This window comes from Rhodococcus sp. IEGM 1366 (assembly GCF_033142425.1).
In the GTDB taxonomy this organism is placed as follows: Bacteria; Actinomycetota; Actinomycetes; order Mycobacteriales; family Mycobacteriaceae; genus Rhodococcus_F; species Rhodococcus_F globerula.
This window is the reverse complement of record NZ_JAWLRZ010000002.1, coordinates 390,206-413,043: the sequence shown is the minus strand read 5'-3', so window position 1 is coordinate 413,043 and position 22,838 is coordinate 390,206. Positions and strand designations below refer to the sequence as shown.

Here is a 22,838-nt window from a genome sequence, read left to right as displayed (position 1 = left end):
TCCGCGCATACAAAAAATGACCCGAGTCCGTCATGGACTCGGGTCATTTTTTGTTCGATCGAATTGTCAGCGCGAGCGAACCAGAAGCGTGCCCGTCGCTCGGTCCTGCATTCCGCGTCCGTCGATGTCGGTGATAGTTGCCGGGATCACAAACACAAGGAGCGCCTGGCGAGCGAGAGCTCGAACGAAGCCGACCCGGATGGGTCCTTCGATTCGCGCCACCTGCAGGCCCATGACAAATTGCCCGGGAGTGAAGTTGAACAGGGTTACCGTGAGCACGCCCACGATGAACCACACGATCAAGGTGATGGTCGACGTCTGGCCGTCGAAAAAATCTCCGGTGATGAGTGAGGCAACGCCGACCGCCATCACCCAGTCGATCATGAGCGCGCCGAGTCGTCGGCCGGAGCCGACAAGCGATCCCGGGCCGTCCTGCGGGAAGCCAAGATTCTCGCCGCGGTACGCCTGCTCACGTCCGTCGGCGTTCTTCGGCAAAGCTGCTTGCGGCCCCGAGAGCCAAGTTCCGGTGATACGTGCCATGCTGTCCAGGATAGGCGTCGTAGCACCGTAGTCCAGATTGCCGTGTTTTAACTGTGCAGCTGATCACACAGATTTCGGAAATCCCCAGGACAATACGACGTGTAACACTGCCGAAACAAAGGGTTGACGAGCGGGCAACACCAGATACCTACCGTCTGGCTCGACGGATTCAACCTTTCATAACAGTTGGCTGAAGCGACTTAAGGAGCACAAGCGTGGCATTCACCACGGCCGAAGAGGTCATAAAGTACATCGCGGACGAGAACATCGAGTACGTCGACATTCGCTTCAGCGACTTGCCTGGCGTGCAGCAGCACTTCTCGATTCCCGCGTCTGCTTTCAACCAGGACGTGTTCGAAGACGGCCTTGCGTTCGACGGTTCGTCCGTCCGCGGGTTCCAGTCGATTCACGAATCCGACATGATGTTGCTCCCTGACGTCACCACGGCCCAGATCGACCCTTTCCGCAAGGCGAAGACCCTCAACATCAACTTCTTCGTCCACGATCCGTTCACCCGTGAGTCCTACAGCCGCGACCCGCGCAACGTTGCCCGCAAGGCCGAGGAGTACTTGGTCAGCACCGGCATCGCGGACACCGCATTCTTCGGCGCCGAGGCCGAGTTCTACATCTTCGACTCGGTTCGTTACGACTCCGGCATGAACTCCGCTTTCTACGAGCTGGATTCGGTTTCCGGTTCCTGGAACACCGGCGCTGAGACCAACGCCGACGGCTCCCCCAACCTCGGCTACAAGGTTCGCGCCAAGGGTGGCTACTTCCCCGTCGCTCCGTACGACCACTACGTGGACCTGCGCGACGAAATCTCCACCAACCTGACCAACGCGGGCTTCGAGCTCGAGCGCGGCCACCACGAGGTCGGCACCGGCGGACAGCAGGAGATCAACTACAAGTTCAACACGCTGCTTGCAGCTGCTGACGACCTGCAGCTCTTCAAGTACATCGTCAAGAACACCTGCTGGCAGCACGGCAAGTCCGCCACCTTCATGCCGAAGCCGCTCTTCGGTGACAACGGTTCGGGCATGCACGTCCACCAGTCCCTGTGGAAGGACGGCAAGCCCCTCTTCCACGACGAGTCCGGCTACGCAGGCCTCTCGGACATGGCTCGCCACTACATCGGCGGCATCCTGCACCACGCTCCGTCGCTGTTGGCCTTCACCAACCCGACCATCAACTCGTACCACCGTCTGGTGCCGGGCTACGAAGCTCCCATCAACCTCGTGTACAGCCAGCGCAACCGCTCGGCAGCTGTCCGTATCCCGATCACGGGCAACAACCCGAAGGCCAAGCGTCTCGAGTTCCGCGCACCCGACTCCTCGGGTAACCCGTACCTCAACTTCGCTGCACAGATGATGGCCGGCCTGGACGGCATCAAGAACAAGATCGAGCCGATGGCTCCGGTCGACAAGGACCTCTACGAGCTTCCCCCGGAGGAGGCTCGCAACATCCCGCAGGCTCCGACCAGCCTCGAGACGGTTATCAACCGCCTCGAAGCAGATCACGAGTACCTGACCGAGGGTGGCGTCTTCACCACCGACCTGATCGAGACCTGGATCTCGCTCAAGCGCGAGCAGGAAATCGCTCCCGTCAACCTGCGTCCGCACCCGTACGAGTTCGAGCTCTACTACGACGTGTGAGCCGCTTAACTCGCTGACCAGCGCCGGAACCGGCTAAACTACCCTTCCGTCCGCAGAGCGTCCGCAGCAGCTTTATCTGAGTCCACCCGCTTCGTGATCACAGCATCGATCGCCAAGCGGGTGGACTCGTCTGCGTCCGGCCACAAATGGCCGTAGACATCGAGCGTCGTCTTCGCGCTCGCGTGCCGCATCCGAGCCTGAACTGTCTTGATGTCTGCGCCGGACGCGATGAGCAGAGACGCCAAGTAGTGGCGCAAGTCGTGATAGCTGAACTCGTCAGGTAGGTCAATCTCCCCCGCGTCCTTCACGGCCCGCAGCGCCCGTTCGACCAACCATGGCGCCGCAGCCTTGCCTGCGCCGTTCGTCACCATCTGCTCGTGCGGCCACTGCTTCACCGACGCCGACAGCATGAGCGTGAGGGATCGCGGGATTGGAATCGACGCGTCACTCCCCTTTGTCTTCAACGGCTTGTCCGGCCACTGCTGTTTCGGGTGCACAGCTCCGCGGATGAAATCAACATCGGCCACACGAAGCGCTGACGATTCGGCGATCCGAAGGCCGGCGAATGCGCCGAGCAGGATCGACACTCGGAAGTGCTCGGGCATCGCGTCATGCAGCGCCCACAGCTGCTCGGTGGTAATTACGTAGACCTTGGCGTGTCCCATCGGTGGCGACGTTCGACGCGAGCATGGATTGCGGCCGAGTAGACCATCGTGAACTGCGTCGCCGAGGATCTGCGCCAGGCGCGAGTGCAACGCGTAGATGTACGAGTCTGCGAACTCGTCCGCCTTCAGCTTCGCCGTCCAGGTCTTGACAGCTGAGGGCCGAACAGCCGCGAGCCGCATCTTTCCGAATTCTGCAGTGATCTGTGCGATGTGTGTGCGCGCTTGCCTCACTGTCGATTCTCGATGGACTTCATATCCGAGGATCCATTGATCGCACCATTGCTGGACTGTTATCTGTGCATCGCGCGGAGCGACGTGGGTACCTTGGCCGAGGGCGGTTATCGCAGCGTTGAGCCAGATTTGAGCGTCGATCTTCCTGTCGAAGCCTTTGGCGTGCTCCATACCGAGGTCGTCGACGTACCGCGCCCGCCAACGTTTACCTTTGCCATGGTTGGCGGACGGAACTTTCTTGTCATCCTCGCCGACCTTGACGGTCTTAGTCCACCGATCCTCGACGCCGGCACGCCTATTGCGAACCACTGGCCAACCCCTCATTTCGATCAGCCTGCATGGCCTCGTCGATACCTGGAAGCGGTTGCGTCCCAGTGGGATCGGAATACTTCCATCGCCGTTTCCCCTCGTCTTGACGTCGCCTATTTGAGTTTGCAATGAATTTTCTCAAGCGGCGCAAGAAAACTGGATCCCCATGAAAGACATGAGTTGTCAGGAAGTCATCCAACTCACTGGTGAGCGAAAGTACTTCTTGCTCAAGATCTTCCACCTCACTGACCATTGAATCGTATTCGGACTCATCAATGTCATCGAAGTCCTGATAGACCGCGATTCCAGTCTGACTTTCAGCCTTCTCGGATTGAAGTGCGATGGCAACGACGGCAGCAAGCGGAACAGGGATGTACCCCGGGGGTACGACATTTCCGTACCGGTCATTGATATCGTCCGCAAGCTTGGCCAGGTAGTCGTCGATTGGGTCGGAGCCGCTCGACGAGAACCCCCTCGACCGAATTTTGGATTGCCCGCCCTCTAGCGGCTTCGGCTCCCCTCCATCGAGCACCCGGCGCGCGCTGCCCTGTTCCCACTGCAATGCATGGTCCAACTTTCTGAGCGTAGACGGGGCCGGGACCGTACCTTCCCCATTCTCAATCCTGGTGAGGGTTGTATCCGACGGCCCACCACCTTGGTTTACGTCCTCCTGCGTCAGGTCGAGTTGAGCCCTTCGAGCCTTAACAGCCTCGCCGAGTACCTGCAGTCGTTGATCCATTCCACAAGAATGCCGCAGATCTTCGGCAAACCCAAGCGGAAACGACGAATCGCTTTGACCTGGAGTAAACAACACGAATGTGTTTCTGCACGTCACGTCAATGTTTGCCGCAATTTTGCCTTCCCAAATCCCAAATTTGGGTTTACTGTTTGTTTTATGAAAACGAAACCAACCGAGCGTCGGCGTTACGAAAACCAGCGCGGACTGAAGCCCCCGCCCTACGTTTCGATCAAGAGCCTTCGCAAGGTCTCGGGACTAACACTTGATCAACTGGCAATGCGGATCGAACAAATCACGGGAGATCTACCAACTCGCGGAGCGCTGTCCGCAGTCGAGAACGGCCACCGCGGCGCGAGCGCCGAGCTCCTTCAGGCAATCGAACAGGCCTACGGACTCGAGGCCGGATCGATTGACACTCAGTATCGACCTCGCCTGACAGGACTGATCCCGACATGAGCACACCAGTCGTGTCGCCAATGCATCCTGAAGCTGCTGGTCAGCCAGATGAGTTCTGGCAGACAAAGCAGTGCTTCGAAAATACCGGAATCCCCGAAAGTACATGGCGCTACTGGGCGCAACGATCTGAAGGTCCGCGAAGTTTCAGGCTTGGACGCCGCAGAGTGTGGCGCAAAAGTGTCGTTCTGGCGTGGATCGCAGAGCAAGAAGAAGCCTCATGAAATAGCCGTCAGGTGCGGACACACCTGACGGCCAACCTCCCCACTGCTCAAGTAAGGAATGCAATGACTGATCTTACGGCACCGTCAGCGCGATCGGAACGTGATTCCCTCGCCACCCGGACCGATATCCTCGACAAGGTCAAGGTCCTCTCACTACTCCCTGACGACATGCATGCCACCACTGAACAGGTCGCCACCTACTTTGAGGCACCTGTCGAGACAATTAAGTCCGTCGTGAAATACAACCGGAATGAAATCGACTCTGATGGATACCGAGTTGTCCGGGGCGAGGAACTCAGGTTGAACTTCAACCCGAGTTCACTGGGTCTCAATCCGCGAACCCCGTCCTTGGCCCTATTCCCTCGCCGCGCCATCCTCCGAATCGGAATGCTCCTCCGAGATTCCACTGTCGCCCGACAGGTTCGCGATCACTTGCTTAACGTCGAAGCCGACGCCGTCAAACCTCTCTCCGGACTCGAATATGCACTTGCCCTTGTTGATGCGGAACGCCGGGCCGAAGCCGGGGCCAAGTTTCAGCGCGCTATCGAAGGCGGGGATGGGATTGGACTTCGGGTATTCCACAAGAAGTACTTCTCAGCGATCACCGAGAAGGCGTTCTTCGCTCATCTGTACAGCAAGAATTACCTGATTGACCAGAAGGGCAAAGGAACTCGGCGCGAATCCGGTCCCCGAAAGGGAACCTATCGAAACGGCAGTCAGCACAGTCATCCCAGCTATAAGGGGAAGCCGTGGCTCTACCTGCACACCCCTAAGACGATGACTGGTTATCGACGCGAGGAAACCCGCGTTCGCCCGGGTCGATATGAGCTCGACTTCCGCGACCACCTAGCGAACGAGGGCCTTGCAGCAAACGAAAACACGGCGGGCCTGTTCGGACTCGACGGAGCTATCGACAAGGAAATCGCATGACCGAACAAACCATCGCCGGACCGTTCAACACCTTCCCTGACAACACCGACGCCATCCGTGCACAGATCGAGACCCTGAACGCGATCACCGCCTACTACGCCTCGATCACCGCCATCCCTGCGGTTCGGCCCGAGCCCGTCATCACGGCCAAGGACATCGCGAACGTGGGCGGTGCCGTCGCCGATGCACTCCACAAGATGAATAGGTCAGGCGCGCAGGTCATACAGGGCGAGAAGTTCGCACGTGGCGGCGTCGTCTACCCAACCAAGGTGGAGACGATTACTGCAGCCAACGGTCCAGTAGCCGCGATCACGTTCGCATGGAGTCCCGACGAGGCGCACCATCTCGGCCGCAACGAGGTGCTCGAGCTCCGCGACCAACTGTCCCGGTTCCTTCTCGAAAGCGCCAAGCAGCTTTCGCCCGAGGTCAAGTCGTGAGCGAACGCATGGAATTGACCGACACCGAGCTACAGGACCGACTCCGCTACGCCACGACTGTCGTGATCATCGGCGTCAATCCTGACAATCCAACCGAGCGCTTCATGGACGTCGCGCAACTCCCCAACGGCCGCCCGATCTGTAAAGCACAGCAGGCAATGATGATGCTCGATGCCGCACAGGCTCTGGCAGAACAGCACGACTGCACCTAAAACCCCGGTGGCGTCACCCGAGTAAGTCTGTGTCCGGTCCAGATGGCCGGCGAACCTGACGCCACCGGCTCAACCTCCCCACTCCATTCCCTCATGAAACGAGGTCTCGCGATGACGCATGCCCAAAACACCCTGACACCGATTGCCGACCAGCTCGACAGAGAGCTCCGAGTTACCTGGATCCAAGACGATCCGAAGTCGTTCGCAGATGCCTGTGCCGACATCAACATCCTGCGCACCGCCTCACTGGCTCACGACGAACTCAATGCGCACCGCGACGAAGTGATCGAACTGGCAGCGGCCGAGCTCGGAATCTCGCTCGACCAGGCCGAACCGCCCTACGCCACATTCGACGTCGTCGACAACGAACATCGGGCAAAGCTTCTCAAGATTGCCCGCTACATCGTTGCAGTGCTCGCGATCGTCGTCGCCATCGGACTATGTGTCGCATACGTCGCCCATCCGGATTGGCGGTAGCGAAATGTTTTGGCTCTCAATAACTCTCGTTCTCGGCATCGCCGGTCTACTCATCCTCTCGACATTGCTGGTGAAGCCATGAAAGACCTCCGCGCAATGGCCGAGATACTCGACGCCCACGCCCTCGATCTCGCCGAGGCCGACGACTACGAGGGCGCCAAGCTGGTCCTCGAAACCGCAATTCTGTTTGAAGCTCGTCACCAGCAGATCGAACTCTCACAGTTCAATCCGCGCGGCGTGGTGGACGACCGATGAGCGACCTCGACGCCGAGGGCGTCGTATTCGACATTTACGAGAATCTGCCCCGTGTCGAAGGATTCGGCGCATGGAATCAGACCGACCTCGACACCTTCGCGATCGCGAAACGGCTTGATCTCGCGTCCGGATTCTTCGAGATCGCCACGCCTGATGACGACGTGGCCATGATTCACCTCGTCGCACCCCGACTCCCCGTCCAGGCTCAGCACGCGCCGGAGTTCGGTGCCGCAATGGATCACGCCTACGACATGACGAATCACAAGAACGGAATCACTAATGACTGAGCGACACCTCATCGTCATAGACCTCGAGACCACCGGCCTGAACGTCATCCAGGACGTTCCCGTAGAGGTTGCCGTGATGAATGCGAGCACTGGCGAACGGTTCCAGTTCGTTCCACATGTCTCGCGTGATCGATTGAAATCAGCAGATCCGGAATCCCTTGCAGTGAATCGCTTTTACGAGCGTCGGCTGTTCGATCGGATGCTCAGTCCGAACAACACCCGTGAGGCGTATCTACGGCTTGCAAAGATGCTCAAGGGCAACACGTTTGCCGGTGCGAATCCCGCATTCGACTCGGCCATTCTGCGGAACATCTTCGTGGGCAGCATCGGAATCGATCCGCAGTGGCATCACCGACTTGCCGACCTGTCGGCTATTACTGCGGGCCTTTTCAACATCCCGCCGACCGAGCTACCCGGCCTCAAAGACTGCTGCCTCCGCTTCGGATTCCAAATCGAAGAGGGCTATGCGCCACACACGGCAATGGGAGACGTCCTGGCTACGGCCGAATGCTTCACGCGACTTGCAACTGGCTCGTACCCACTACCCACCGGAGAGGTCCCGTTCTGATGACCAACAAAGCCGAGCTCGAACCGATCGACGCCGAGATCGTCGATGCGGAGATCGTCGACGAACCGCTGCTCGCACCGGACGAAGAAGGTGTCTACGAAGGGATTCCGGATCACGTCTACCACGGCGACACGAACTCACTGTCGTCGTCGGGAGCACGAAAGATTCTCTCCACCAACCCGGCGAAGTTCCGGTACGGGCAACTCAACAATCGCAAGCCCACGAAGGCATTCGACCTCGGACATGCCGCGCACACGCTCGTTCTCGGTGAAGGTCCGGAACTCCGAGAGATCCCCGAGAAGGTCCTGGCGTCGAACGGGGCAGTGAGCACGAAGGAGGCGAAGACCTTCATCGCCGAGGCCAGGGCCGCCGGCGCCGTGCCACTCAAGCCGGATGAGTACAAACAGGTTCACGAAATGGCCGACCAGCTGCGCGCGCACCCGCTCGCGTCACTGCTGTTCACCTCTGGCGCGGCCGAACTGTCTCTCTATCACCGCGACCGAGAGACCGGCGTCATGATTCGCACCCGACCGGACTGGCTGCCGGACCGAAAGTCCGGACGCCTACTCATCACGGACTACAAGACGGCCGTCGACGCAGGCCCGAAGGCCTTCCGGAAATCGATGTTCGATTACGGCTACTTCCAGCAGCACCCCTGGTACGTCGACGCAGTGGCCGAACTCGGCATCGACGATGACCCCGCATTCCTCTTTGTCGTCCAGGAGAAGACCGCGCCCTATCAGGTCGTGATCCACGAGATCGACGCCGAGGACGTCGAACTTGGACGCCAACTCAACCGACAGGCAATCGACCTGTTCGCCCAATGCCAGCAGTCCGGCCACTGGCCCGGCCCGCCGGCACAAGTCCACCGCGCATCCCTTTCCGGATGGGCACGCAACGAAATCGAGGAGACCCTTCAGTGAACGCACCAGCTCGCCGCTACCAGCCCATGTCCCAGCCCGCACGTCGCGGCAACAACAACGGCAAAGAGGAGCCCTCGCTTTCGGTCCTGATCGAACGCATGAAGCCCGAGATGGGCCGCGCATTGCCGAAGCACATGGACCCCGACCGCATGGCACGCATCGCTCTAACGGTGCTGCGCCAGACCCCGAAGCTCGGTGAGTGCAACCCGCAGTCGTTCCTCGGTGCGCTCATGACCGCCGCCCAGTGTGGACTCGAGCCCGGCCCCCTCGGCGAGGCGTACCTCGTTCCCTATGGCCGCGAGGTGACATTCGTTCCCGGCTACCGCGGCCTGGTCAAGCTCGCATGGCAGTCGAACCAGCTCTCATCGATCGCCGCGCACGTCGTCCACGAGCGTGACACGTTCAAGTTCTCGTACGGCCTCGACCCGACCCTTGTCCACGAGCCCGCACTCCGTGACCGTGGTGACGTCATCGCCGCGTATGCAGTCGCGACATTCAAGCACGGCGGCAACGCTTTCGAAGTCATGCCGATCGAAGACATCGAGGCGATCCGCAAGCGCTCCAAGGCATCGAACAATGGGCCATGGGTCACCGACTGGAACCAGATGGCCCGCAAGACAGTGCTCAAGCGACTGTCGAAGTGGCTACCGCTGTCTCCCGAGTTCGCCGACGCAATCCAGCGTGACGGCACTGTCCGAACCGACGTCGGCAGCCAGCTCGGCGAAGTCGCGCCATCGTGGATTGATCCGGATCCGGAAGATGACGGCAGAGTCACCGCCGCCGAGATTCTGGCCCAGGGCGAAGAGCCTGCCTCAAATCAGGGCGCAAAACCGGAACCCTCGCAGGTCAACGACCTGGAATCCGAGCCCGTCGACGGCGAGGTTGTCGAGGTGAAGAGAGTTGGACCGCGCCAGTTGAAGAAGATCCAGGATCTCCTCGCCAACTGGAAGTACGAGGACCGCGCCGCTCGGCTGCAGTACCTACAGGGACAGTTCGCTGACCTCGAGCGCGAGGAGGACATCCCGGCCGAGCATGCAACCGAGTTCATCAAGTTCCTTGAATCCGAGCAGGCCGCCGACGCCGCGAAGGCAGCAGAATCTGACGCAGAACATGTCGGCGAATCCCCTGAATCCGCATAGCAATTCCGTCCAACACAAGGAGATTCACAGTGAACGCTCAGCCCCTAATCGACTCCGCCCGCCTGCAGTTCTCCGGCCTGTCCGCCGAAGACTTCGAAGACGTCCCCGAGATCGGCGAGCAGCGGACTTACACCATCCTGGCAACCTGCCAGTCGCACACCGAACGCGCAATGGCGAATGAGGGCACGCGCAAGTCGGTGAACATGAAGGTAGTTCGCGTGCTGTCCGGCGTCGACAAGTCGATTGCCGAAGACGCGAAAGCTGAACCGAGCCTGTTCGATACGCCCCAAGGCGACGACACGGAATCCGAGGACTCCGACACGGATTCGGACGAGCCTGACACGGAATCCGAGGGTGACGACACGGATTCGGCCGACTCTGAAACGCCCTCGAATGTCACGGCATTCACCGGCCCGCAGTTCTCCGCTGGCGAGTAACCAGCCCCCGCAGTAGATCCCGGGCCGCCGTCGTATTGGCGGCGGCCCGCTTATGCACAGGAGTTATCCACAATGAGCACAAACGAAATTGATCCCGCGCTCGTCGAAACGCTCTCCCATCTCGCATGGGAGGCCTCGCAGCAGTCCGCTTACACGCGCTGGCAGGACACCGAGTCCGACGACGGCCAGCCTCCGGTGGTCGGATGGGAGGACCGCACCGAAGAGCAGCGCGAGGACACTCGCGCAGGTGTGCGCTCCATCCTTCGCGGACTGCGCAGGCGCGCCCTGTTCCCGGCAACCGAACCTGCCGAGGATGGTTGGGGCGACGTGAACCCGAACGATCCAAAGGGCCGTACGTACCGCGAGACTGCTGAGGAGTACTACTCCGCCCCTGCTGTACCCGCCGAGGAGGAGACGAAAGCGGAGGCGCTGACCACACTCCTTGAGGGCGTCCTCGAATATGACTCCGCCGATATGGGATGGCACCTTCCGGGTGATTGGGATCCAACTGACCTCGCTGATGCAATCGTGCACGCGCCCGCATCCTCGCCGGTTGTCCCTGCCCCCAACGAAACCGGGCCGTGGCAGACATGGGAAGCGGTGCCGGACGGGGTGAAGTACCACGGCATCGGTGGGGGCGGCGGCGTTGTCTACGTGAACTATGGCGGACAGCGATTCCGTGCCGAGTCAGGCGTGCTGTCACTGAATACGGATCGCAGCGTGCAGATGACCGCCCCGTTCGTTGCGGCCGAGGAGGGGCAGTGAGTAGGTGCCATGACTGCTCATGCCACCTCGACCCGCCCTGCAACCAGTGCGTTGAATGCGCGCACTGGGACCACCCCGACTGCGAAAACGACTGCCAGGACTGCGAGGACCACCATGACGATTGAGCACACGAAATCCTGCCATTACTGCTCGACCACCGAGCGCGATCTCCGACCGTACGGACCCGGCGGATCGTGGGTGTGCTTCCCCTGCGCAACGGCGACGCCGGAACGAGAAAAGCAGGCGAAGAACGCATTTGGGGCGCTACTCGACGGCAGCGAAGCAATCTCGCCATCGGGCATCGTCGCAATCGGCGAGACCGGTGGGCCAAGGCCATTCGATCCGAATGAGGCGACTTCATGACTGTGGATGTTGAGCACACGAAAGCGCAACTCCAAGATGCACGCCGGATGATGGCAACGGCGCGGCGGCATGGGATCAGCATTGGTCCGTCTGTTGCAGAATCGCTGCTCGTCAAAGCGGATACTCTGGTTGCGGCTGTCGAGCGAGTCAAAGGACTTCACGTCCCAGGGCCGTCTCCGTCGAGTAGCAAGTACTGCTGCGAATGCGCAGACCCCTATCCCTGCAACACAATCCGAGCTCTGGACGACACATGACCCCCGACCGCTGCCCGGTCTGCTGGCGATCAATCCCGCTCGACGACGAGTCGCGGATGACTCGCCACCGCGACAAGGCCGGCAACGCGTGCCCTATGTCCGGGCAAGACGCATCGAATCTAGATCCCATCGAATCACTTTCAAGAACGGAGGCCGCGAACCATGACTCGTGAATATGCTCGCGTCCGGCTCAATATGGCGGAAGATCCCGCATACCTGGATCTCACCGTCGACGCGCAGCACCTGTACGCAAATATCCTTCTGATCGACCCCTCGCTGTCCTACTGCGGCATCGCCGACTGGCGTCCAGTGCGCCTGACACAGCGCGCAGCAGATCTCACCCTCGATCGCATCATGGCCGCCGCCGCAGTACTCGAGCAAGCCCGATTTGCACTCTTCGATCCCGACACCGAAGAGGTACTCGTGCGCACTCTCGTTCGCAATGACGAGCTACTGCGCAACCCGAAAATGGCCCTGTCTGTCGTCAAGGCATATCAAGGCACAGCGTCGCGAACACTGCGTGCGATCGTTGCCTCAGAGCTTCACAAGGCCCGAGAAACTCAGGCCGAATTCTCTTCGTGGACGCACCCGCTGTCCAAGGATGCACTCGGTCGATTACTCGAACTTCCGACACTCGATCCGGCCGATTACACCAATCGGATTACCAACCCGATTACCAATCGGAATACCAATCACATTGGTAACGACATTGGTAATGCCGATGAGGTCCCGAATGCCAATCGGATTACCAATACGGACCCGGGTGCGGATTACCAATCAGATTCGGTCGATTTCCTACCAGTAGCCAGCAACCAGCAGACATACAGCCAGCAGCCAGAGAGTAGTTACGTAGGTACGGAAGGTAACGACGCGAGCGCGAACAAACCCCCACCCCTCCATTGCCCTCGGCACATCAACGAACCGACGACGAGCCCCTGCCACGCCTGCGGCGAGGCTCGGCGCAATCGACAGGCCTGGGACCGCGAGCAGTCCGATGCGCAGCTGTTCGCGATCTCCGAGGAGGCCCGTCGCCGCGCCGAGATCAAAGCCGTCGCGATCGAAGCGTGCGAGATCTGCAACGAGCACGGCTACGTCGGCACGACCGTCTGCGATCACGATTCCGAGCGCTTCGCCCGAAATCGTCGCGGAATCGACCTGGTCAACGAGACGCTCGCCAAGAAGCGGGCCGAAGCTGCGGCAAAGGAATCCGACGATGAATAACTTCGAAGATTTGATGAATCACGAATCCGCACTGACGGTTTCGTGCCAGGAATGCAAGTCGGCGATCGGTGAAAGCTGCACGCGGATCGACATCAAAGGCCAGCGTTGGCCGCTCGTGAACTTCCCGGCGCACCATTCGCGGCTCAAGCGGACTGAGCGGATCAAGCGATTGCAGGAATTCGACGAGGAGCGTTCGAAGGCGCTCGGCCGTGGACACGACCTCACAAAATTGCAATTCGCCGCCCCCGAGGGCAGCCAGGCCGTAGGAATCGCTATCGAGGATTCGAGGCGAGGGCGATGAGCACCACCGTCGTAGGCATCGATCCGTCGTTGACCGGAACGGGCATCGCGATCCTCGGCCATCCGAAGACTGCCGAGAGCCCCAACGTGCCGATCCTGACAACCGTCAAGACCGAGAAGCGCGGCACACGATTCCTTGATCGAGCCAATCGCATCAGCCAGCAAATCGAGCAGATCTGGAAAGCCATGCCGCCACTCGTGCGACTCGTCGTCATCGAGGATCTGCCCGTGGTAAATCCGATGCCCGGAGCAGCGAGCGCTTACCAGGACCGATCAGCGCTGATCATCGCCCTCGGCGCGAAGATTCAGAAGGCCGGACTTCCGCTCGTCGCAGTGAACCTTTCCACACTCAAACTCTTCGCTGCCGGCAACGGCCACGCCAAGAAGCCGGAGATGATCGAAGCCATGAAATTCCTTTGGCCCCATGCGGATATCGGTAAGGACGACAACCGCGCCGATGCTCTGGCTCTTGCCACGATGGGCGCTTTCCATCTCGGCTGGCACGAACCGGAACTACCTCACCACTACACCCCGAAAGTCAACTGGCCGAACGGAAGCGACAGATGACTACCCTCCCGAACTACCTAGCTCCGCGCTTGATTGGGTGCTCCACTCCTCGCATACTATCGAGCTGCGCACGCGGACCTCGACCAGCCGCATTTCCTTTGCGGGGTTTCGCTTTCCATTTGCCTAAGAACCGCTCAGGCGCGCATCTGTCAGCTAGTGGCCACTTCAGGATCCAACCGCGTAGCTTCTGTGCGCGCTTCCAGTTCCATCCCCACAGTGCAGTTTCTGAGTCTGTGGTCGTTTCGACCTTGCCGCAGATCGCCGATGACCGCATATTTCCGAGAAAGGGCTCGTCCCAGAACACAATGAACCACAGCTTCGAAGCCTCGACGCCGATCACTCGGAAAGCCCAGGTTTGCTTCGTGTCGGTACAGAGCAACCGTGCCACTGGCAGTGAATCAACCGGGGTATACGTGTCGTCGCCGTATAGCTCGCAGCGCAGGTTGTGCCAAGACCCTGGCCCCACCGCGGACACACCAACTGTCACGGTGTCTTCGATCGGAGCGTGGTCAGCTTCAAAAATGAGCGCACCTCCGTTGGAACTTCTTGCGACCGCCAGCTGCCGCATCATGACAAGAATGCCAGCGGCAGCAAGGGCCGCGGCAAGGATGGTAACGATGTTGATTAAGTCTTCCACGAAACGCATGCTATCTACGATGTTCGGTGTCCGGTGAACATCGCTTGCGCAAACTGCGGTCGAACCGTCCGTGGCGAATTGGAACTCTGCTTGCTTTGCCTCGAATCGCTTCGCGCCGAGCTGCGTTGCGTCCCGGGGCTCGTTTCGGACATGACAGTCACCCGTGCACGCCTCGATCGGATGAGTAGCGGCCTAGTGCGCGGCAAAAGTGCCGAAACCACCTTGCCGATCCGCCTGGACAAGTTCGACCGCCGCCCGACGCAGTTTCCGCTCGACAGCCTGACGAATGAGGTCGTTACGTGGGCAAGGCTTGTCGCAACGGAGACCGGACAACTTCGGGACCTATTCGCGGCTCTGGAGAGTTTCGAGTTTCGGCAGGCGGTTCATGCGCGACGGCACCGCAAGCATGATCCGGCATGGCTCTCCACCGAGACTGCGGTAGACGCCGAACTGGCCGCGATCTGGCTCGCTGACCACGCTGGATACCTCGCATGGTTGCCGGCCATTGCTGAGATGCACGATTCGATCACCAGCGCGATAGCACGCTGCCGCAAGGAAATCGACCGTCTACCAGAGCTTTCATACAAAGGGCCCTGCCCTCATGTGAGCTTTGACGAGGAGCGGCAACCATTCACCTGCTCGGCCGACCTGTACGTCGAGCGCGGTGAGGATTACGTGAGCTGCCCGCGCTGCTGGACACACCATCGGGTCAGGGATCTCGAACTCCTCATGGTGCACGCCCTCAACGAGCAGTTGTTCACCCTCGCCGAGATCGATCGGCTACTGCGCGAATTGGGTGAGCCGATCCCTATCGGGACGCTCTATTCGTGGCATAGCCGCAAGGTGATCGAACCGCAAGCATGGCGGCAAGGTGATGGCACGATCTCGAATTTCTGGATGCGCAGATCTGACCCGCCATTGTTCCGACTCGGAGATATCCGAGAGGCGCGAGTGAGAGGGGTTCCAGTGTCGTGATTGCTAGTGATCGGTTGTCGGGCTACTTGGCTACTATGACCGATCACCTACGAGAGGAAATCGATGAAGGATTGGCCGGAGTTGCTGGCTCAGGATCTACCCACCGTCCAGGAGTCAGTGCCGGTTCCGCCCGTGCCAGCGTCATATGCACCACAGGTTCTGATCGAAAATATTCCGCCGATCCCAGGCATATTCACCCAATCCACTGCCACCATCGTGGCTGCATTGATCGCATTGGTTGCAGCAAGCCTAGCGCTCGGCGGGGTCTTCTATGCCCAAAGCGTGACGCGCGCAGCGACTAAGGCTCAACTACGACAGCAGCGGAGCGCAATGATCCGTCAAGATAGACATTTTCAGGCACAATTGATCACACAGCAGCGACTTCACGAAGACGCGCAATCACACCAGGCGAAACAGCATGAAGAATCCATGCGTCAACAACGGGAAAGTCTGCAATTCGAGTTGCGCGCGGCCGAACGAAAACAGCACCGCCTAGACAAACTTGATGCGTTGATGGAAGCTGCCCGCGTTGCGTCCCTTGCCGCTGACCGAGGAAATCTGTACATTATGACGCAGAGTAAAGCAGACGAAGATCTTGATGGAAATGATCTGATTGACTCGCTGGATTCATTTTCCGAGGCAATGAATCTATGCAGGATGTCTGAGATAAGACTGACATTGCTTGGACTCGACGACATATCCGAAAAATTGGCTTCGACCATTGTTCAGTTTTCGGAGATATACGATCCCAACAACAATCTGGTCGATAACGAGCAAGTAGCTATCGGCACCCGCATTGTACGCACCGTGCGCGGGTTCCACTTCTCCGTAAAACAGGAAGCGCAGCAATTGAGCTTGTAAGCATCTCTCTAACGGTGTCAAAATCTGCGCATCCGCCTGAGCTGACGCTAGGCCGCTAGGCTCCTGGTTGTATGACAGAATCTTGCGATGAGCAATGAGAAGGCAACAACGGATCACACCGACGACGTGAGATCCGTATTCGTAATTTCGCCAATCGGCGCGGCGGGAACGCCCGAATCAATCAAAGCGCAAGCTGTGCTCGACTACATCATTCGCCAAGCGCTGACACTTCCGAAATGGGACGTAATTCGAGCCGATGAAGAGGCGGACTCGGGTTCCATCACCCACAAGGTGATCGAACGAATTGCAACATCGGACCTTATTGTTGCGGACCTGACGGATCACAACCCGAATGTGTTCTACGAACTGGCAGTTGCGCATGGCTACAACAAACCCGTCGTTAACCTGATGACCGATGGGCAACGGATGCCATTCGATATCGTTGATCAGCGCGCCGTCTTCTATGATCTCACCGATCCGGGTTCGGTGCATCGAGCCAAATCGCGATTGGCAAACGCGGCGGAGAACGCACTCGCACCTGAAGCCAAGCTCACCAATCCTCTTGCTGGATACAAGTTGTTCGCGGACGTGCCGAATGAGGCCGGTGGCGCCGCTCCAAACGGAGCGAAACTGGAGTATGCACTGGATACGATCATGGCAAGGCTGGGGCGAATTGAATCTGAAATCGTCCGCGACCCTGACCTTGGAAGGCACATCCAGAAGCCAACCGACGGAGGCCTGATGGATCGCAGCGTTCGCTACTTGATGGCAGCGAGCGAGGACGCCAAGTCGGAACTTCAAAAACTGGGCTCATCCCTCGCTCGAGAACTCGATGAACTGAACAGAGTGGAGGATCCGACGCCGAAGCAGCTTCACCAGATGAACGCACTGCAAAAGAAGTTGATGACGATTAATTTCGAGCTAGATGCTACGAGGCGTCGAGCCCTTTGACAGCCTTCCGACCAGCATGCAAGGATGATCCGCAGTGCCACAGGTGTATCAATCACCCAATTCTGCACATTCTCACTGCCATCCAGAACGCGCCCGGCCCCGTTGACGCACCACTGAAACATCACCAGTGCGTGCTCCGGGGCCGGGCGTATTAGTACCGCCCCACCAAAGACCCCACCCCGGAAGTCACCGCCCCGGACGCGCATCCCGGGGAGTACGGAATCTAAGCAACGCATCATGGCCATTTGTCGATGGCTCGCGGCGCTGCCTGGGTGGGTTACAACTGAATAGGAATCCTCTGTAGCTCAGCGGTTAGAGCTGGCAACAATTCACCGGTGGAAACGTAGGAGACAAGTCCCGGTTGGAAACCAAGACGCTGGTTCGAATCCAACCAGGGGAACTACCGCCCAGCCCGACCTACCCCGACGAGGAGGTGGACCGTGGCACGTATCGACAGGTGGGAATGTGTCGAGACCAAGAGACTCTCGACCAAGTGGACCACCAACAGCACACCGAAGAAACGCAGGCGAAAGAAGAAGGATCGAAATGCGTGAGAGCAAAGGATTCTTCTGGCTTGTCATCGCACTGCTTCGAATGTGGTTGCCGCTGAACGTGCGGCGCCGGTAGCTAGGGCAGGTGCAGACATGGGACGCACAGGTGGACGCAGATATCGGGCGAACCGCGAGACAGTCCTGCAGGGCGCGACGGTGTGCTACCTCTGCGGCCGGCCGATCGACCCCGACCTCAAAGCGCCCGACCCCATGAGCCCGAGCGCCCACCACCTCAATCCCTATGCCAAGGGCGGCGGCGACGAGGTCTCGAACCTGCGCCCCACTCATCTCGTCTGCAACCAGCGGCAAGGCGACAAACCGACGCGGGTCATCAATCGCAGCAGTCGGGAGTGGGTCTGACGAGGCCCACCAGCTCGGAGCAGACCCGGGCAAGGTTGATGCACCCCGACGTCGATCCGACCCTGCCCTGACCTGCTCGGACGTCGAGCCAGGCCAATGGGGAGGGGTGCCCCCCTTCGAGCGATCCGAAGGTCGCAACACGGCGAGGCCTTCAATACCCCCCCGCGTGATTTCCACACGCTCGAGACGATGACGAGGAGGGCTCGGCGATGGCTCGACCCAGGTCACTGGCCGTAATCGCGGCCGAGGGAGACCAGTTGAAAACTCTGGAAGCGCTCCGCGACAAGTTGGCCCGCAGGCTGGACTCACCGAAGACTGCGCCGCGAGACTTCGCGGCCCTGACACGCCACTTTGTGCAGGTGGGCAAGGAAATCGAGTCACTCAAGGTGCGCGCCGCGACCGCGAAGAACTCGGCGGGCATCGCAGACGAGTCGACGTGCGCAAACCCTGTCGCTGATGCGCCATCCGAAGCTATGACGCCGATTCAAGAACTGTCAGCAGCGGTGAAGGCGAAACGGATGCGGATCGTCCCGGCGTCGTAAGCGGGGCGGGGGTGGGCAGTGCAATCTACCGTCCTCGAGCGTCCGACCGTCGGCGTCCAGACGCCCCGCATTCGGATCGCCCCGGCTGTGACCTACCTCGACACCTTCGGACCCGAAGCGGTCAGGTTCGCCGCTCAGTACGGCCTCGTCGCGGATCCGTGGCAGGCGTTCATCCTCGACGACTGGCTCGCATTCCGTCTCGACGGAAAGTGGGCATGCGTCCGGTGCGGATTGTCGGTACCGCGCCAGAACGGCAAGAACGGCGTCATCGAGATCCGCGAGCTGTTCGGCATGGTCGAACTCGGCGAGAAGATCCTGCACACCGCACACGAGGTCAAGACTGCGCGCAAGGCATTCAAGCGCCTCAAACACTTTTTCGGCGATCAGGTCAACGATCCGAACGCCAAGTATCCCGAACTCAACGCGCTCGTCGTCGAACTCCGAAACACCAACGGACAAGAGGCGATTGTCCTCTCGAACGGCGCGTCGATCGAGTTCGTGGCGCGCTCGAAGGGCTCAGCTCGCGGCTTCACTGTCGACGTCGTTGTCATGGACGAGGCACAGGAGTTCTCCGACGAGGCGCTTGAAGCGTTGGGCCCGACGACTCGCTCGGCACCGCTGAAGAACCGCCAATTCATCTACGCCGGAACACCGCCCGGGCCGAAGAACAACGGTGAAGTCTTCACGCGTCACCGCACGCTCACGATGGAAGGTAAGCAACTCCGCGCCCTGTGGCATGAGTGGTCATGCGAGGACGGCGTTGACTACGACGACATCCACGTACAGGCGCAGGCGAACCCGGCCGCTGGTGGTCGACTCGAATTCGAGACCATCGCCGAAGATCGCGGCACTTATTCCGACGAGGGCTTCGCGCGCGAGTGCCTCGGAATGTGGTCCGCTGCAGCCACGCACAGCCCCATCGACCTCGTGACGTGGGCCAACGACGCGGTCGACTTCGACAACCCGGACACCCAGGACTGGGAATCGCAGATCGATTCGATGCCCGCACTCGGCATCGATGTCGCACCGGACAACGCAACAGCATCTGTCTCTGCGGCGGGTCGCCGAATCGACGACATGCCCATGGTCGAGATGCTCGAGAACCGCGCCGGCATGGGCTGGGTCGTGGACTACGTGAAGGCGGTATATCGCAAGGGGAAGTTCCGCGGGGTCGTCATCGATGGCGGTTCCCCTGCTGCTCCACTGATCGAACCGCTTGAAACTGCAGGCATTCCGGTCATCGTGACCGGTGCGCAGTACATGGGCACCTCGTGCGCGAATTTCTACCGCAAGGCGATGTCGAGCGAGATGGTCCACCTCGACCAGCCGACATTCAACACCGCGGTGGCCGACGCCCGTAAACGCAACATCGGTTCCGAAGGCCTCTGGGGCTGGAATCGCAAGAACACCACGGTTGACATCACTCCGCTCGTCTCGGGAACTCTCGCGCTCGGTTCCATCGATGCGCCGATTCCGAAGCCGAAGCACAACATCTCGAACGCCGTCTACGGCTTCAACTGACAGGAGGCCTCATGGCGACGGAACTCGACAACTCGGGCGATCTGAAACTCGTACGTAGCGGACTCGCGAAACTCGCTTCGGCGCTGCCGATGTGGCAGGTACGCGAAGACGCAGCGACCGGTAAGGGCAATCTCCCGTATGCCCCCAAGGGTGTCGACGTCGAGTACCTGGCTCTGCAAAAAATGGCACCGCTTCCGCTCATTCGTCTGGCTGTCCGCACCACTTGCCAGCGTCTGCGTGCGGGCGGCGTCCGCACGGCGAAGGGCGCGGACTTCGACAAAGAGCTGTGGCGCATCTGGGACCGGAACAATCTCGGCAGTCGCCAGCGAATCGTCTACCGCGACGGCATTGTTCACGATCGCGGCATCATGTCGGTATGGCCAAACAAAGCCGACAAGAGCACTCCGATTGTCCGCCCGGAGTCGCCAAAGGCGGTATGGATCGAGCCGGATCCGGCAGATCCCTTCTCGTCGATCTGGGCCGTGAAGCATTGGACCGAGAGCCGCGATGACAAGACCATCACCGTCGCAATGCTCTATACGCCGAAGTATTGGGCGAAGTTCGAAGGCGACGGCGCACAGAACCTGGGCGAAGTAAAGCGCGGAAAGAATCCACTCGGGCGCGTGCCTTTCGTGACGTTCGAGCCCGAGATTGACGCCGAAGGCAATAACAGCTCGCTCATCGATGCGCTCATGGAACCGCAGAAGGCCGTCAACACCCTGCGTTTCGATCTCCTGCTCGCCGCGCAGTTCGCTGCGTACCGTCAGCGGATCGCGACCGGCTACGACCCGGTGGTGCGCGACGGCAACGGCGATCCGATCGTCAAGCGAGACCCTGAGACCGACGAGCCGATCCTCGACGCGGATGGGCTCGAGCAGCCGCTCATTCGATCGCCCGGCCGTGTCGGGGTTGACCGGATGCTCGTCTTTCCTGGTACTGACACGGAGATCACCGACCTGTCCGAGTCAGATCTCGGCAACTATGTCACCGCGCTCGACATGCTCGTCGCGACATTTGCCGCGGTTGCGCAGGTGCCACCGCAGTACTTGATCGGTGATTTCAAGAACGTCTCCGGCGATCTCATGGTCGCCACCGAGGCCACACTGCGATCGCTCGTGACCGACCTGCAAACCGGATACGGCGAGTCGGACAAGGAAGTCTTCCGCCTGGTCGAAATCGCTCGCGGTGGGGATGCGGACGCGCTGAGTGACCTCGAAGTCGACTGGTCCGATGCAGATCCGAAGAACATCAACCAGATCGCTTCGGCTGCATCCCAGATGGTTCCGAATGGTGCGCCGATGCGGATGTTCCTCGAGCAATGGCCCGGATCGACACCCCGCACGGTTGAACGCTGGTTCGCCGATGCGGAAGCCGAGCTCTCTCGCGTGATGGCAGGTGACTACGCAGCGACTGAGACGGGGCCGAAGCCTGATGAGTGAGGACGATCCGCTTCGGTTGGGCAAACAGTTCTACGTGCAGCAGGGCAGGCGGAATCGTCGGGCCGCGAACGCAGTTCAAGCCTTGTGGCGCCAAGCCGACCCTATGGATCTAACCGGCTGGTTCGAAGCCAATCAGGTCGACCTCGTGCTGCCGATGCTGCAGGGAATGGAAACCAGCGCAGTCCAAGCCGAGCGATATGTTGCAACTCAGGCCAGTGCGCAGGGCGTGAAGGTGCTCGGCGAGTCGATCAACCCGCTCGGCTTCACGGTCGAGCTCGACGCCGCGGCGCGCATGGCCTACTCAGCGTCGGTGCTACCGGCCAAAGAGGCGATGGCACAAGGGCTCGGCGCACAGATGGCCACCACGCTGGCTACCAAATCACTGGTTCGACTCACCGCAACACTCGTCGCCGATGCAAGCCGCGAGGCCACGCAGGCTGCGATGGTCTCGAGCCGATTCGGTGGCTACGTGCGCATGCTGCAACCCCCCTCGTGCCATCGCTGCGCCGTGCAGGCGGGTAAGTGGTTCCGCTGGAACAAGGGTTTCGAGCGGCACCCTAAATGCGACTGCGTACATATCCCAGCACAGGAGGCGAGGGCTGATGATCTACGACTCGATGTCACCGCCGCTATCCGCGCCGGAAAAGTCACCGGCCTCAACAAGGCCGACATCGCAGCAATCCTCAACGACGGCGCAGATCCCAGCCAGGTCATCAACGCCCACCGTGGCATGTCTACCTCGAATGTCTTCGGCCAGACGCTGAAGATCACGAACGAAGGCGTCACCCGACGCGGAATCGCACACAGGTCGATGGGCCAGGCTGCGTACGTCCGGCGCCAGGGCGAGATGAGGGCGGCCGGCCAGCGCTACGCACAGTGGCGCTCGGCCCGACTGTCCCCCTCCGCCATCTACAACATCGCCGAAAGCAAGTCGGACGCACTACGTCTGATGAAGCTCTACGGCTACATCCTCCCGGACTGACCGGGCCAAGACTCCCCCCGCTCGTGCGGGGTGCGCGTGACCGCTGCGCTCTCAGCGGGTGAAGGAGAACC

29 protein-coding genes and 1 tRNA gene are annotated in these 22,838 nt (G+C 60.2%); 25 read left to right on the top strand and 5 right to left on the bottom strand.

Annotation, left to right across the window (positions count from 1 at the left end; genetic code table 11):
- Positions 1-66: 66 nt before the first annotated feature.
- Positions 67-540 carry an RDD family protein gene (locus R4P64_RS07910; protein WP_033231048.1) on the bottom strand — a complete coding sequence of 158 codons (474 nt, stop codon included), beginning with the start codon at positions 538-540 and terminating at the stop codon, positions 67-69.
- A 215-nt stretch (positions 541-755) separates the two neighbouring features.
- Here R4P64_RS07910 and glnA point away from each other — a divergent pair, with 215 nt between their 5' ends.
- Positions 756-2,192, top strand: a complete 1,437-nt coding sequence (gene glnA / locus R4P64_RS07905; RefSeq protein WP_021344608.1) for a type I glutamate--ammonia ligase — start codon at positions 756-758, stop codon at positions 2,190-2,192.
- A 38-nt stretch (positions 2,193-2,230) separates the two neighbouring features.
- Here glnA and R4P64_RS07900 read toward each other — a convergent pair whose 3' ends face one another.
- Complete coding sequence (locus tag R4P64_RS07900) at positions 2,231-3,397, bottom strand: site-specific integrase (RefSeq protein WP_317820154.1); 1,167 nt, start codon at positions 3,395-3,397, stop codon at positions 2,231-2,233.
- The gene (locus tag R4P64_RS07895; RefSeq protein WP_317820152.1) at positions 3,384-4,136 is read right to left on the bottom strand and encodes a helix-turn-helix transcriptional regulator; all 753 of its coding nucleotides are present in this window, start codon (positions 4,134-4,136) and stop codon (positions 3,384-3,386) included. Before R4P64_RS07895 ends, R4P64_RS07900 begins: the two co-directional genes overlap by 14 nt.
- A gap of 156 nt (positions 4,137-4,292) precedes the next feature.
- Here R4P64_RS07895 and R4P64_RS07890 point away from each other — a divergent pair, with 156 nt between their 5' ends.
- The 12 genes from R4P64_RS07890 to R4P64_RS07835 all read left to right on the top strand — a co-directional run bounded on the left by R4P64_RS07890 (position 4,293) and on the right by R4P64_RS07835 (position 11,243).
- A complete protein-coding gene (locus tag R4P64_RS07890; RefSeq protein ID WP_317820150.1) occupies positions 4,293-4,592 on the top strand; it encodes a helix-turn-helix transcriptional regulator in 300 nt (99 codons plus the stop codon).
- Positions 4,593-4,876: 284 nt separating this feature from the next.
- Positions 4,877-5,743, top strand: a complete 867-nt coding sequence (locus tag R4P64_RS07885; protein WP_317820148.1) for a hypothetical protein — start codon at positions 4,877-4,879, stop codon at positions 5,741-5,743.
- Positions 5,740-6,180 (top strand): hypothetical protein, encoded by a 441-nt coding sequence (locus R4P64_RS07880; protein ID WP_317820146.1) that lies wholly within the window; start codon positions 5,740-5,742, stop codon positions 6,178-6,180. The genes R4P64_RS07885 and R4P64_RS07880 overlap by 4 nt, the downstream gene beginning before the upstream one ends.
- Positions 6,177-6,392: a hypothetical protein gene (locus tag R4P64_RS07875; protein WP_317820144.1), complete on the top strand. Its 216-nt coding sequence runs from the start codon at positions 6,177-6,179 to the stop codon at positions 6,390-6,392. Before R4P64_RS07880 ends, R4P64_RS07875 begins: the two co-directional genes overlap by 4 nt.
- A gap of 111 nt (positions 6,393-6,503) precedes the next feature.
- Positions 6,504-6,869 (top strand): hypothetical protein, encoded by a 366-nt coding sequence (locus R4P64_RS07870; protein WP_317820143.1) that lies wholly within the window; start codon positions 6,504-6,506, stop codon positions 6,867-6,869.
- 78 nt (positions 6,870-6,947) lie between these two features.
- Positions 6,948-7,124, top strand: coding sequence for a hypothetical protein (locus R4P64_RS07865; protein ID WP_317820141.1), 177 nt, complete (start codon positions 6,948-6,950; stop codon positions 7,122-7,124).
- The gene (locus R4P64_RS07860) at positions 7,121-7,411 is read left to right on the top strand and encodes a hypothetical protein (RefSeq protein ID WP_317820140.1); all 291 of its coding nucleotides are present in this window, start codon (positions 7,121-7,123) and stop codon (positions 7,409-7,411) included. The genes R4P64_RS07865 and R4P64_RS07860 overlap by 4 nt, the downstream gene beginning before the upstream one ends.
- Positions 7,404-7,979 (top strand): 3'-5' exonuclease, encoded by a 576-nt coding sequence (locus R4P64_RS07855; RefSeq protein WP_317820138.1) that lies wholly within the window; start codon positions 7,404-7,406, stop codon positions 7,977-7,979. The genes R4P64_RS07860 and R4P64_RS07855 overlap by 8 nt, the downstream gene beginning before the upstream one ends.
- Complete coding sequence (locus tag R4P64_RS07850; protein ID WP_317820137.1) at positions 7,979-8,902, top strand: PD-(D/E)XK nuclease-like domain-containing protein; 924 nt, start codon at positions 7,979-7,981, stop codon at positions 8,900-8,902. The genes R4P64_RS07855 and R4P64_RS07850 overlap by 1 nt, the downstream gene beginning before the upstream one ends.
- Positions 8,899-10,041 (top strand): recombinase RecT, encoded by a 1,143-nt coding sequence (locus R4P64_RS07845; RefSeq protein WP_317820136.1) that lies wholly within the window; start codon positions 8,899-8,901, stop codon positions 10,039-10,041. Before R4P64_RS07850 ends, R4P64_RS07845 begins: the two co-directional genes overlap by 4 nt.
- 29 nt (positions 10,042-10,070) lie before the next feature.
- A complete protein-coding gene (locus R4P64_RS07840; protein ID WP_317820134.1) occupies positions 10,071-10,478 on the top strand; it encodes a hypothetical protein in 408 nt (135 codons plus the stop codon).
- Positions 10,479-10,550: 72 nt separating this feature from the next.
- The gene (locus tag R4P64_RS07835) at positions 10,551-11,243 is read left to right on the top strand and encodes a hypothetical protein (RefSeq protein WP_317820130.1); all 693 of its coding nucleotides are present in this window, start codon (positions 10,551-10,553) and stop codon (positions 11,241-11,243) included.
- Positions 11,244-11,386: 143 nt separating this feature from the next.
- Here R4P64_RS07835 and R4P64_RS07830 read toward each other — a convergent pair whose 3' ends face one another.
- Positions 11,387-11,767 (bottom strand): hypothetical protein, encoded by a 381-nt coding sequence (locus tag R4P64_RS07830; protein ID WP_317820128.1) that lies wholly within the window; start codon positions 11,765-11,767, stop codon positions 11,387-11,389.
- Between the two features lie 255 nt (positions 11,768-12,022).
- Between R4P64_RS07830 and R4P64_RS07825 the strand changes: the two genes are divergently transcribed.
- Genes R4P64_RS07825 through R4P64_RS07815 form a run of 3 tightly spaced genes read left to right on the top strand, consistent with a single transcriptional unit; the run spans position 12,023 to position 13,948 of the window.
- Positions 12,023-13,081 carry a hypothetical protein gene (locus tag R4P64_RS07825; RefSeq protein WP_317820127.1) on the top strand — a complete coding sequence of 353 codons (1,059 nt, stop codon included), beginning with the start codon at positions 12,023-12,025 and terminating at the stop codon, positions 13,079-13,081.
- The gene (locus tag R4P64_RS07820; protein ID WP_317820126.1) at positions 13,074-13,382 is read left to right on the top strand and encodes a hypothetical protein; all 309 of its coding nucleotides are present in this window, start codon (positions 13,074-13,076) and stop codon (positions 13,380-13,382) included. Before R4P64_RS07825 ends, R4P64_RS07820 begins: the two co-directional genes overlap by 8 nt.
- Complete coding sequence (locus R4P64_RS07815; protein WP_317820124.1) at positions 13,379-13,948, top strand: crossover junction endodeoxyribonuclease RuvC; 570 nt, start codon at positions 13,379-13,381, stop codon at positions 13,946-13,948. The genes R4P64_RS07820 and R4P64_RS07815 overlap by 4 nt, the downstream gene beginning before the upstream one ends.
- A gap of 13 nt (positions 13,949-13,961) precedes the next feature.
- Here the strand turns inward: R4P64_RS07815 and R4P64_RS07810 are convergent, their stop codons facing one another.
- The gene (locus tag R4P64_RS07810) at positions 13,962-14,594 is read right to left on the bottom strand and encodes a hypothetical protein (RefSeq protein WP_317820122.1); all 633 of its coding nucleotides are present in this window, start codon (positions 14,592-14,594) and stop codon (positions 13,962-13,964) included.
- 141 nt (positions 14,595-14,735) lie between these two features.
- Between R4P64_RS07810 and R4P64_RS07805 the strand changes: the two genes are divergently transcribed.
- The 9 genes from R4P64_RS07805 to R4P64_RS07765 all read left to right on the top strand — a co-directional run bounded on the left by R4P64_RS07805 (position 14,736) and on the right by R4P64_RS07765 (position 22,767).
- Positions 14,736-15,560 carry a hypothetical protein gene (locus tag R4P64_RS07805; RefSeq protein WP_317820120.1) on the top strand — a complete coding sequence of 275 codons (825 nt, stop codon included), beginning with the start codon at positions 14,736-14,738 and terminating at the stop codon, positions 15,558-15,560.
- A gap of 63 nt (positions 15,561-15,623) precedes the next feature.
- A complete protein-coding gene (locus tag R4P64_RS07800; RefSeq protein WP_317820119.1) occupies positions 15,624-16,421 on the top strand; it encodes a hypothetical protein in 798 nt (265 codons plus the stop codon).
- A gap of 87 nt (positions 16,422-16,508) precedes the next feature.
- Positions 16,509-17,372, top strand: coding sequence for a hypothetical protein (locus R4P64_RS07795; protein ID WP_317820118.1), 864 nt, complete (start codon positions 16,509-16,511; stop codon positions 17,370-17,372).
- Between the two features lie 294 nt (positions 17,373-17,666).
- A tRNA-Ser gene (locus R4P64_RS07790) sits at positions 17,667-17,772 on the top strand.
- Between the two features lie 244 nt (positions 17,773-18,016).
- Positions 18,017-18,283, top strand: a complete 267-nt coding sequence (locus tag R4P64_RS07785; protein ID WP_317820117.1) for an HNH endonuclease — start codon at positions 18,017-18,019, stop codon at positions 18,281-18,283.
- 209 nt (positions 18,284-18,492) lie between these two features.
- Positions 18,493-18,825, top strand: coding sequence for a hypothetical protein (locus R4P64_RS07780; RefSeq protein WP_317820116.1), 333 nt, complete (start codon positions 18,493-18,495; stop codon positions 18,823-18,825).
- A gap of 18 nt (positions 18,826-18,843) precedes the next feature.
- On the top strand, positions 18,844-20,346 hold the full coding sequence (locus tag R4P64_RS07775; protein ID WP_317820115.1) for a hypothetical protein: 1,503 nt from the start codon (positions 18,844-18,846) through the stop codon (positions 20,344-20,346).
- An 11-nt stretch (positions 20,347-20,357) separates the two neighbouring features.
- Complete coding sequence (locus R4P64_RS07770; RefSeq protein WP_317820114.1) at positions 20,358-21,785, top strand: phage portal protein; 1,428 nt, start codon at positions 20,358-20,360, stop codon at positions 21,783-21,785.
- The gene (locus R4P64_RS07765) at positions 21,778-22,767 is read left to right on the top strand and encodes a hypothetical protein (RefSeq protein WP_317820113.1); all 990 of its coding nucleotides are present in this window, start codon (positions 21,778-21,780) and stop codon (positions 22,765-22,767) included. The genes R4P64_RS07770 and R4P64_RS07765 overlap by 8 nt, the downstream gene beginning before the upstream one ends.
- Positions 22,768-22,838 lie beyond the last annotated feature (71 nt).

Coding starts and splice junctions, on each gene's coding strand:
- R4P64_RS07910 (WP_033231048.1), bottom strand. CDS start 540: ATGGCACGTATCACCGGAACTTGGCTCTCGGGGCCGCAAGCAGCTTTG.
- R4P64_RS07895 (WP_317820152.1), bottom strand. CDS start 4,136: ATGGATCAACGACTGCAGGTACTCGGCGAGGCTGTTAAGGCTCGAAGG.
- R4P64_RS07890 (WP_317820150.1), top strand. CDS start 4,293: ATGAAAACGAAACCAACCGAGCGTCGGCGTTACGAAAACCAGCGCGGA.
- R4P64_RS07885 (WP_317820148.1), top strand. CDS start 4,877: ATGACTGATCTTACGGCACCGTCAGCGCGATCGGAACGTGATTCCCTC.
- R4P64_RS07880 (WP_317820146.1), top strand. CDS start 5,740: ATGACCGAACAAACCATCGCCGGACCGTTCAACACCTTCCCTGACAAC.
- R4P64_RS07870 (WP_317820143.1), top strand. CDS start 6,504: ATGACGCATGCCCAAAACACCCTGACACCGATTGCCGACCAGCTCGAC.
- R4P64_RS07865 (WP_317820141.1), top strand. CDS start 6,948: ATGAAAGACCTCCGCGCAATGGCCGAGATACTCGACGCCCACGCCCTC.
- R4P64_RS07860 (WP_317820140.1), top strand. CDS start 7,121: ATGAGCGACCTCGACGCCGAGGGCGTCGTATTCGACATTTACGAGAAT.
- R4P64_RS07855 (WP_317820138.1), top strand. CDS start 7,404: ATGACTGAGCGACACCTCATCGTCATAGACCTCGAGACCACCGGCCTG.
- R4P64_RS07850 (WP_317820137.1), top strand. CDS start 7,979: ATGACCAACAAAGCCGAGCTCGAACCGATCGACGCCGAGATCGTCGAT.
- R4P64_RS07835 (WP_317820130.1), top strand. CDS start 10,551: ATGAGCACAAACGAAATTGATCCCGCGCTCGTCGAAACGCTCTCCCAT.
- R4P64_RS07825 (WP_317820127.1), top strand. CDS start 12,023: ATGACTCGTGAATATGCTCGCGTCCGGCTCAATATGGCGGAAGATCCC.
- R4P64_RS07820 (WP_317820126.1), top strand. CDS start 13,074: ATGAATAACTTCGAAGATTTGATGAATCACGAATCCGCACTGACGGTT.
- R4P64_RS07815 (WP_317820124.1), top strand. CDS start 13,379: ATGAGCACCACCGTCGTAGGCATCGATCCGTCGTTGACCGGAACGGGC.
- R4P64_RS07810 (WP_317820122.1), bottom strand. CDS start 14,594: ATGCGTTTCGTGGAAGACTTAATCAACATCGTTACCATCCTTGCCGCG.
- R4P64_RS07805 (WP_317820120.1), top strand. CDS start 14,736: ATGACAGTCACCCGTGCACGCCTCGATCGGATGAGTAGCGGCCTAGTG.
- R4P64_RS07800 (WP_317820119.1), top strand. CDS start 15,624: ATGAAGGATTGGCCGGAGTTGCTGGCTCAGGATCTACCCACCGTCCAG.
- R4P64_RS07795 (WP_317820118.1), top strand. CDS start 16,509: ATGAGCAATGAGAAGGCAACAACGGATCACACCGACGACGTGAGATCC.
- R4P64_RS07785 (WP_317820117.1), top strand. CDS start 18,017: ATGGGACGCACAGGTGGACGCAGATATCGGGCGAACCGCGAGACAGTC.
- R4P64_RS07780 (WP_317820116.1), top strand. CDS start 18,493: ATGGCTCGACCCAGGTCACTGGCCGTAATCGCGGCCGAGGGAGACCAG.
- R4P64_RS07770 (WP_317820114.1), top strand. CDS start 20,358: ATGGCGACGGAACTCGACAACTCGGGCGATCTGAAACTCGTACGTAGC.
- R4P64_RS07765 (WP_317820113.1), top strand. CDS start 21,778: ATGAGTGAGGACGATCCGCTTCGGTTGGGCAAACAGTTCTACGTGCAG.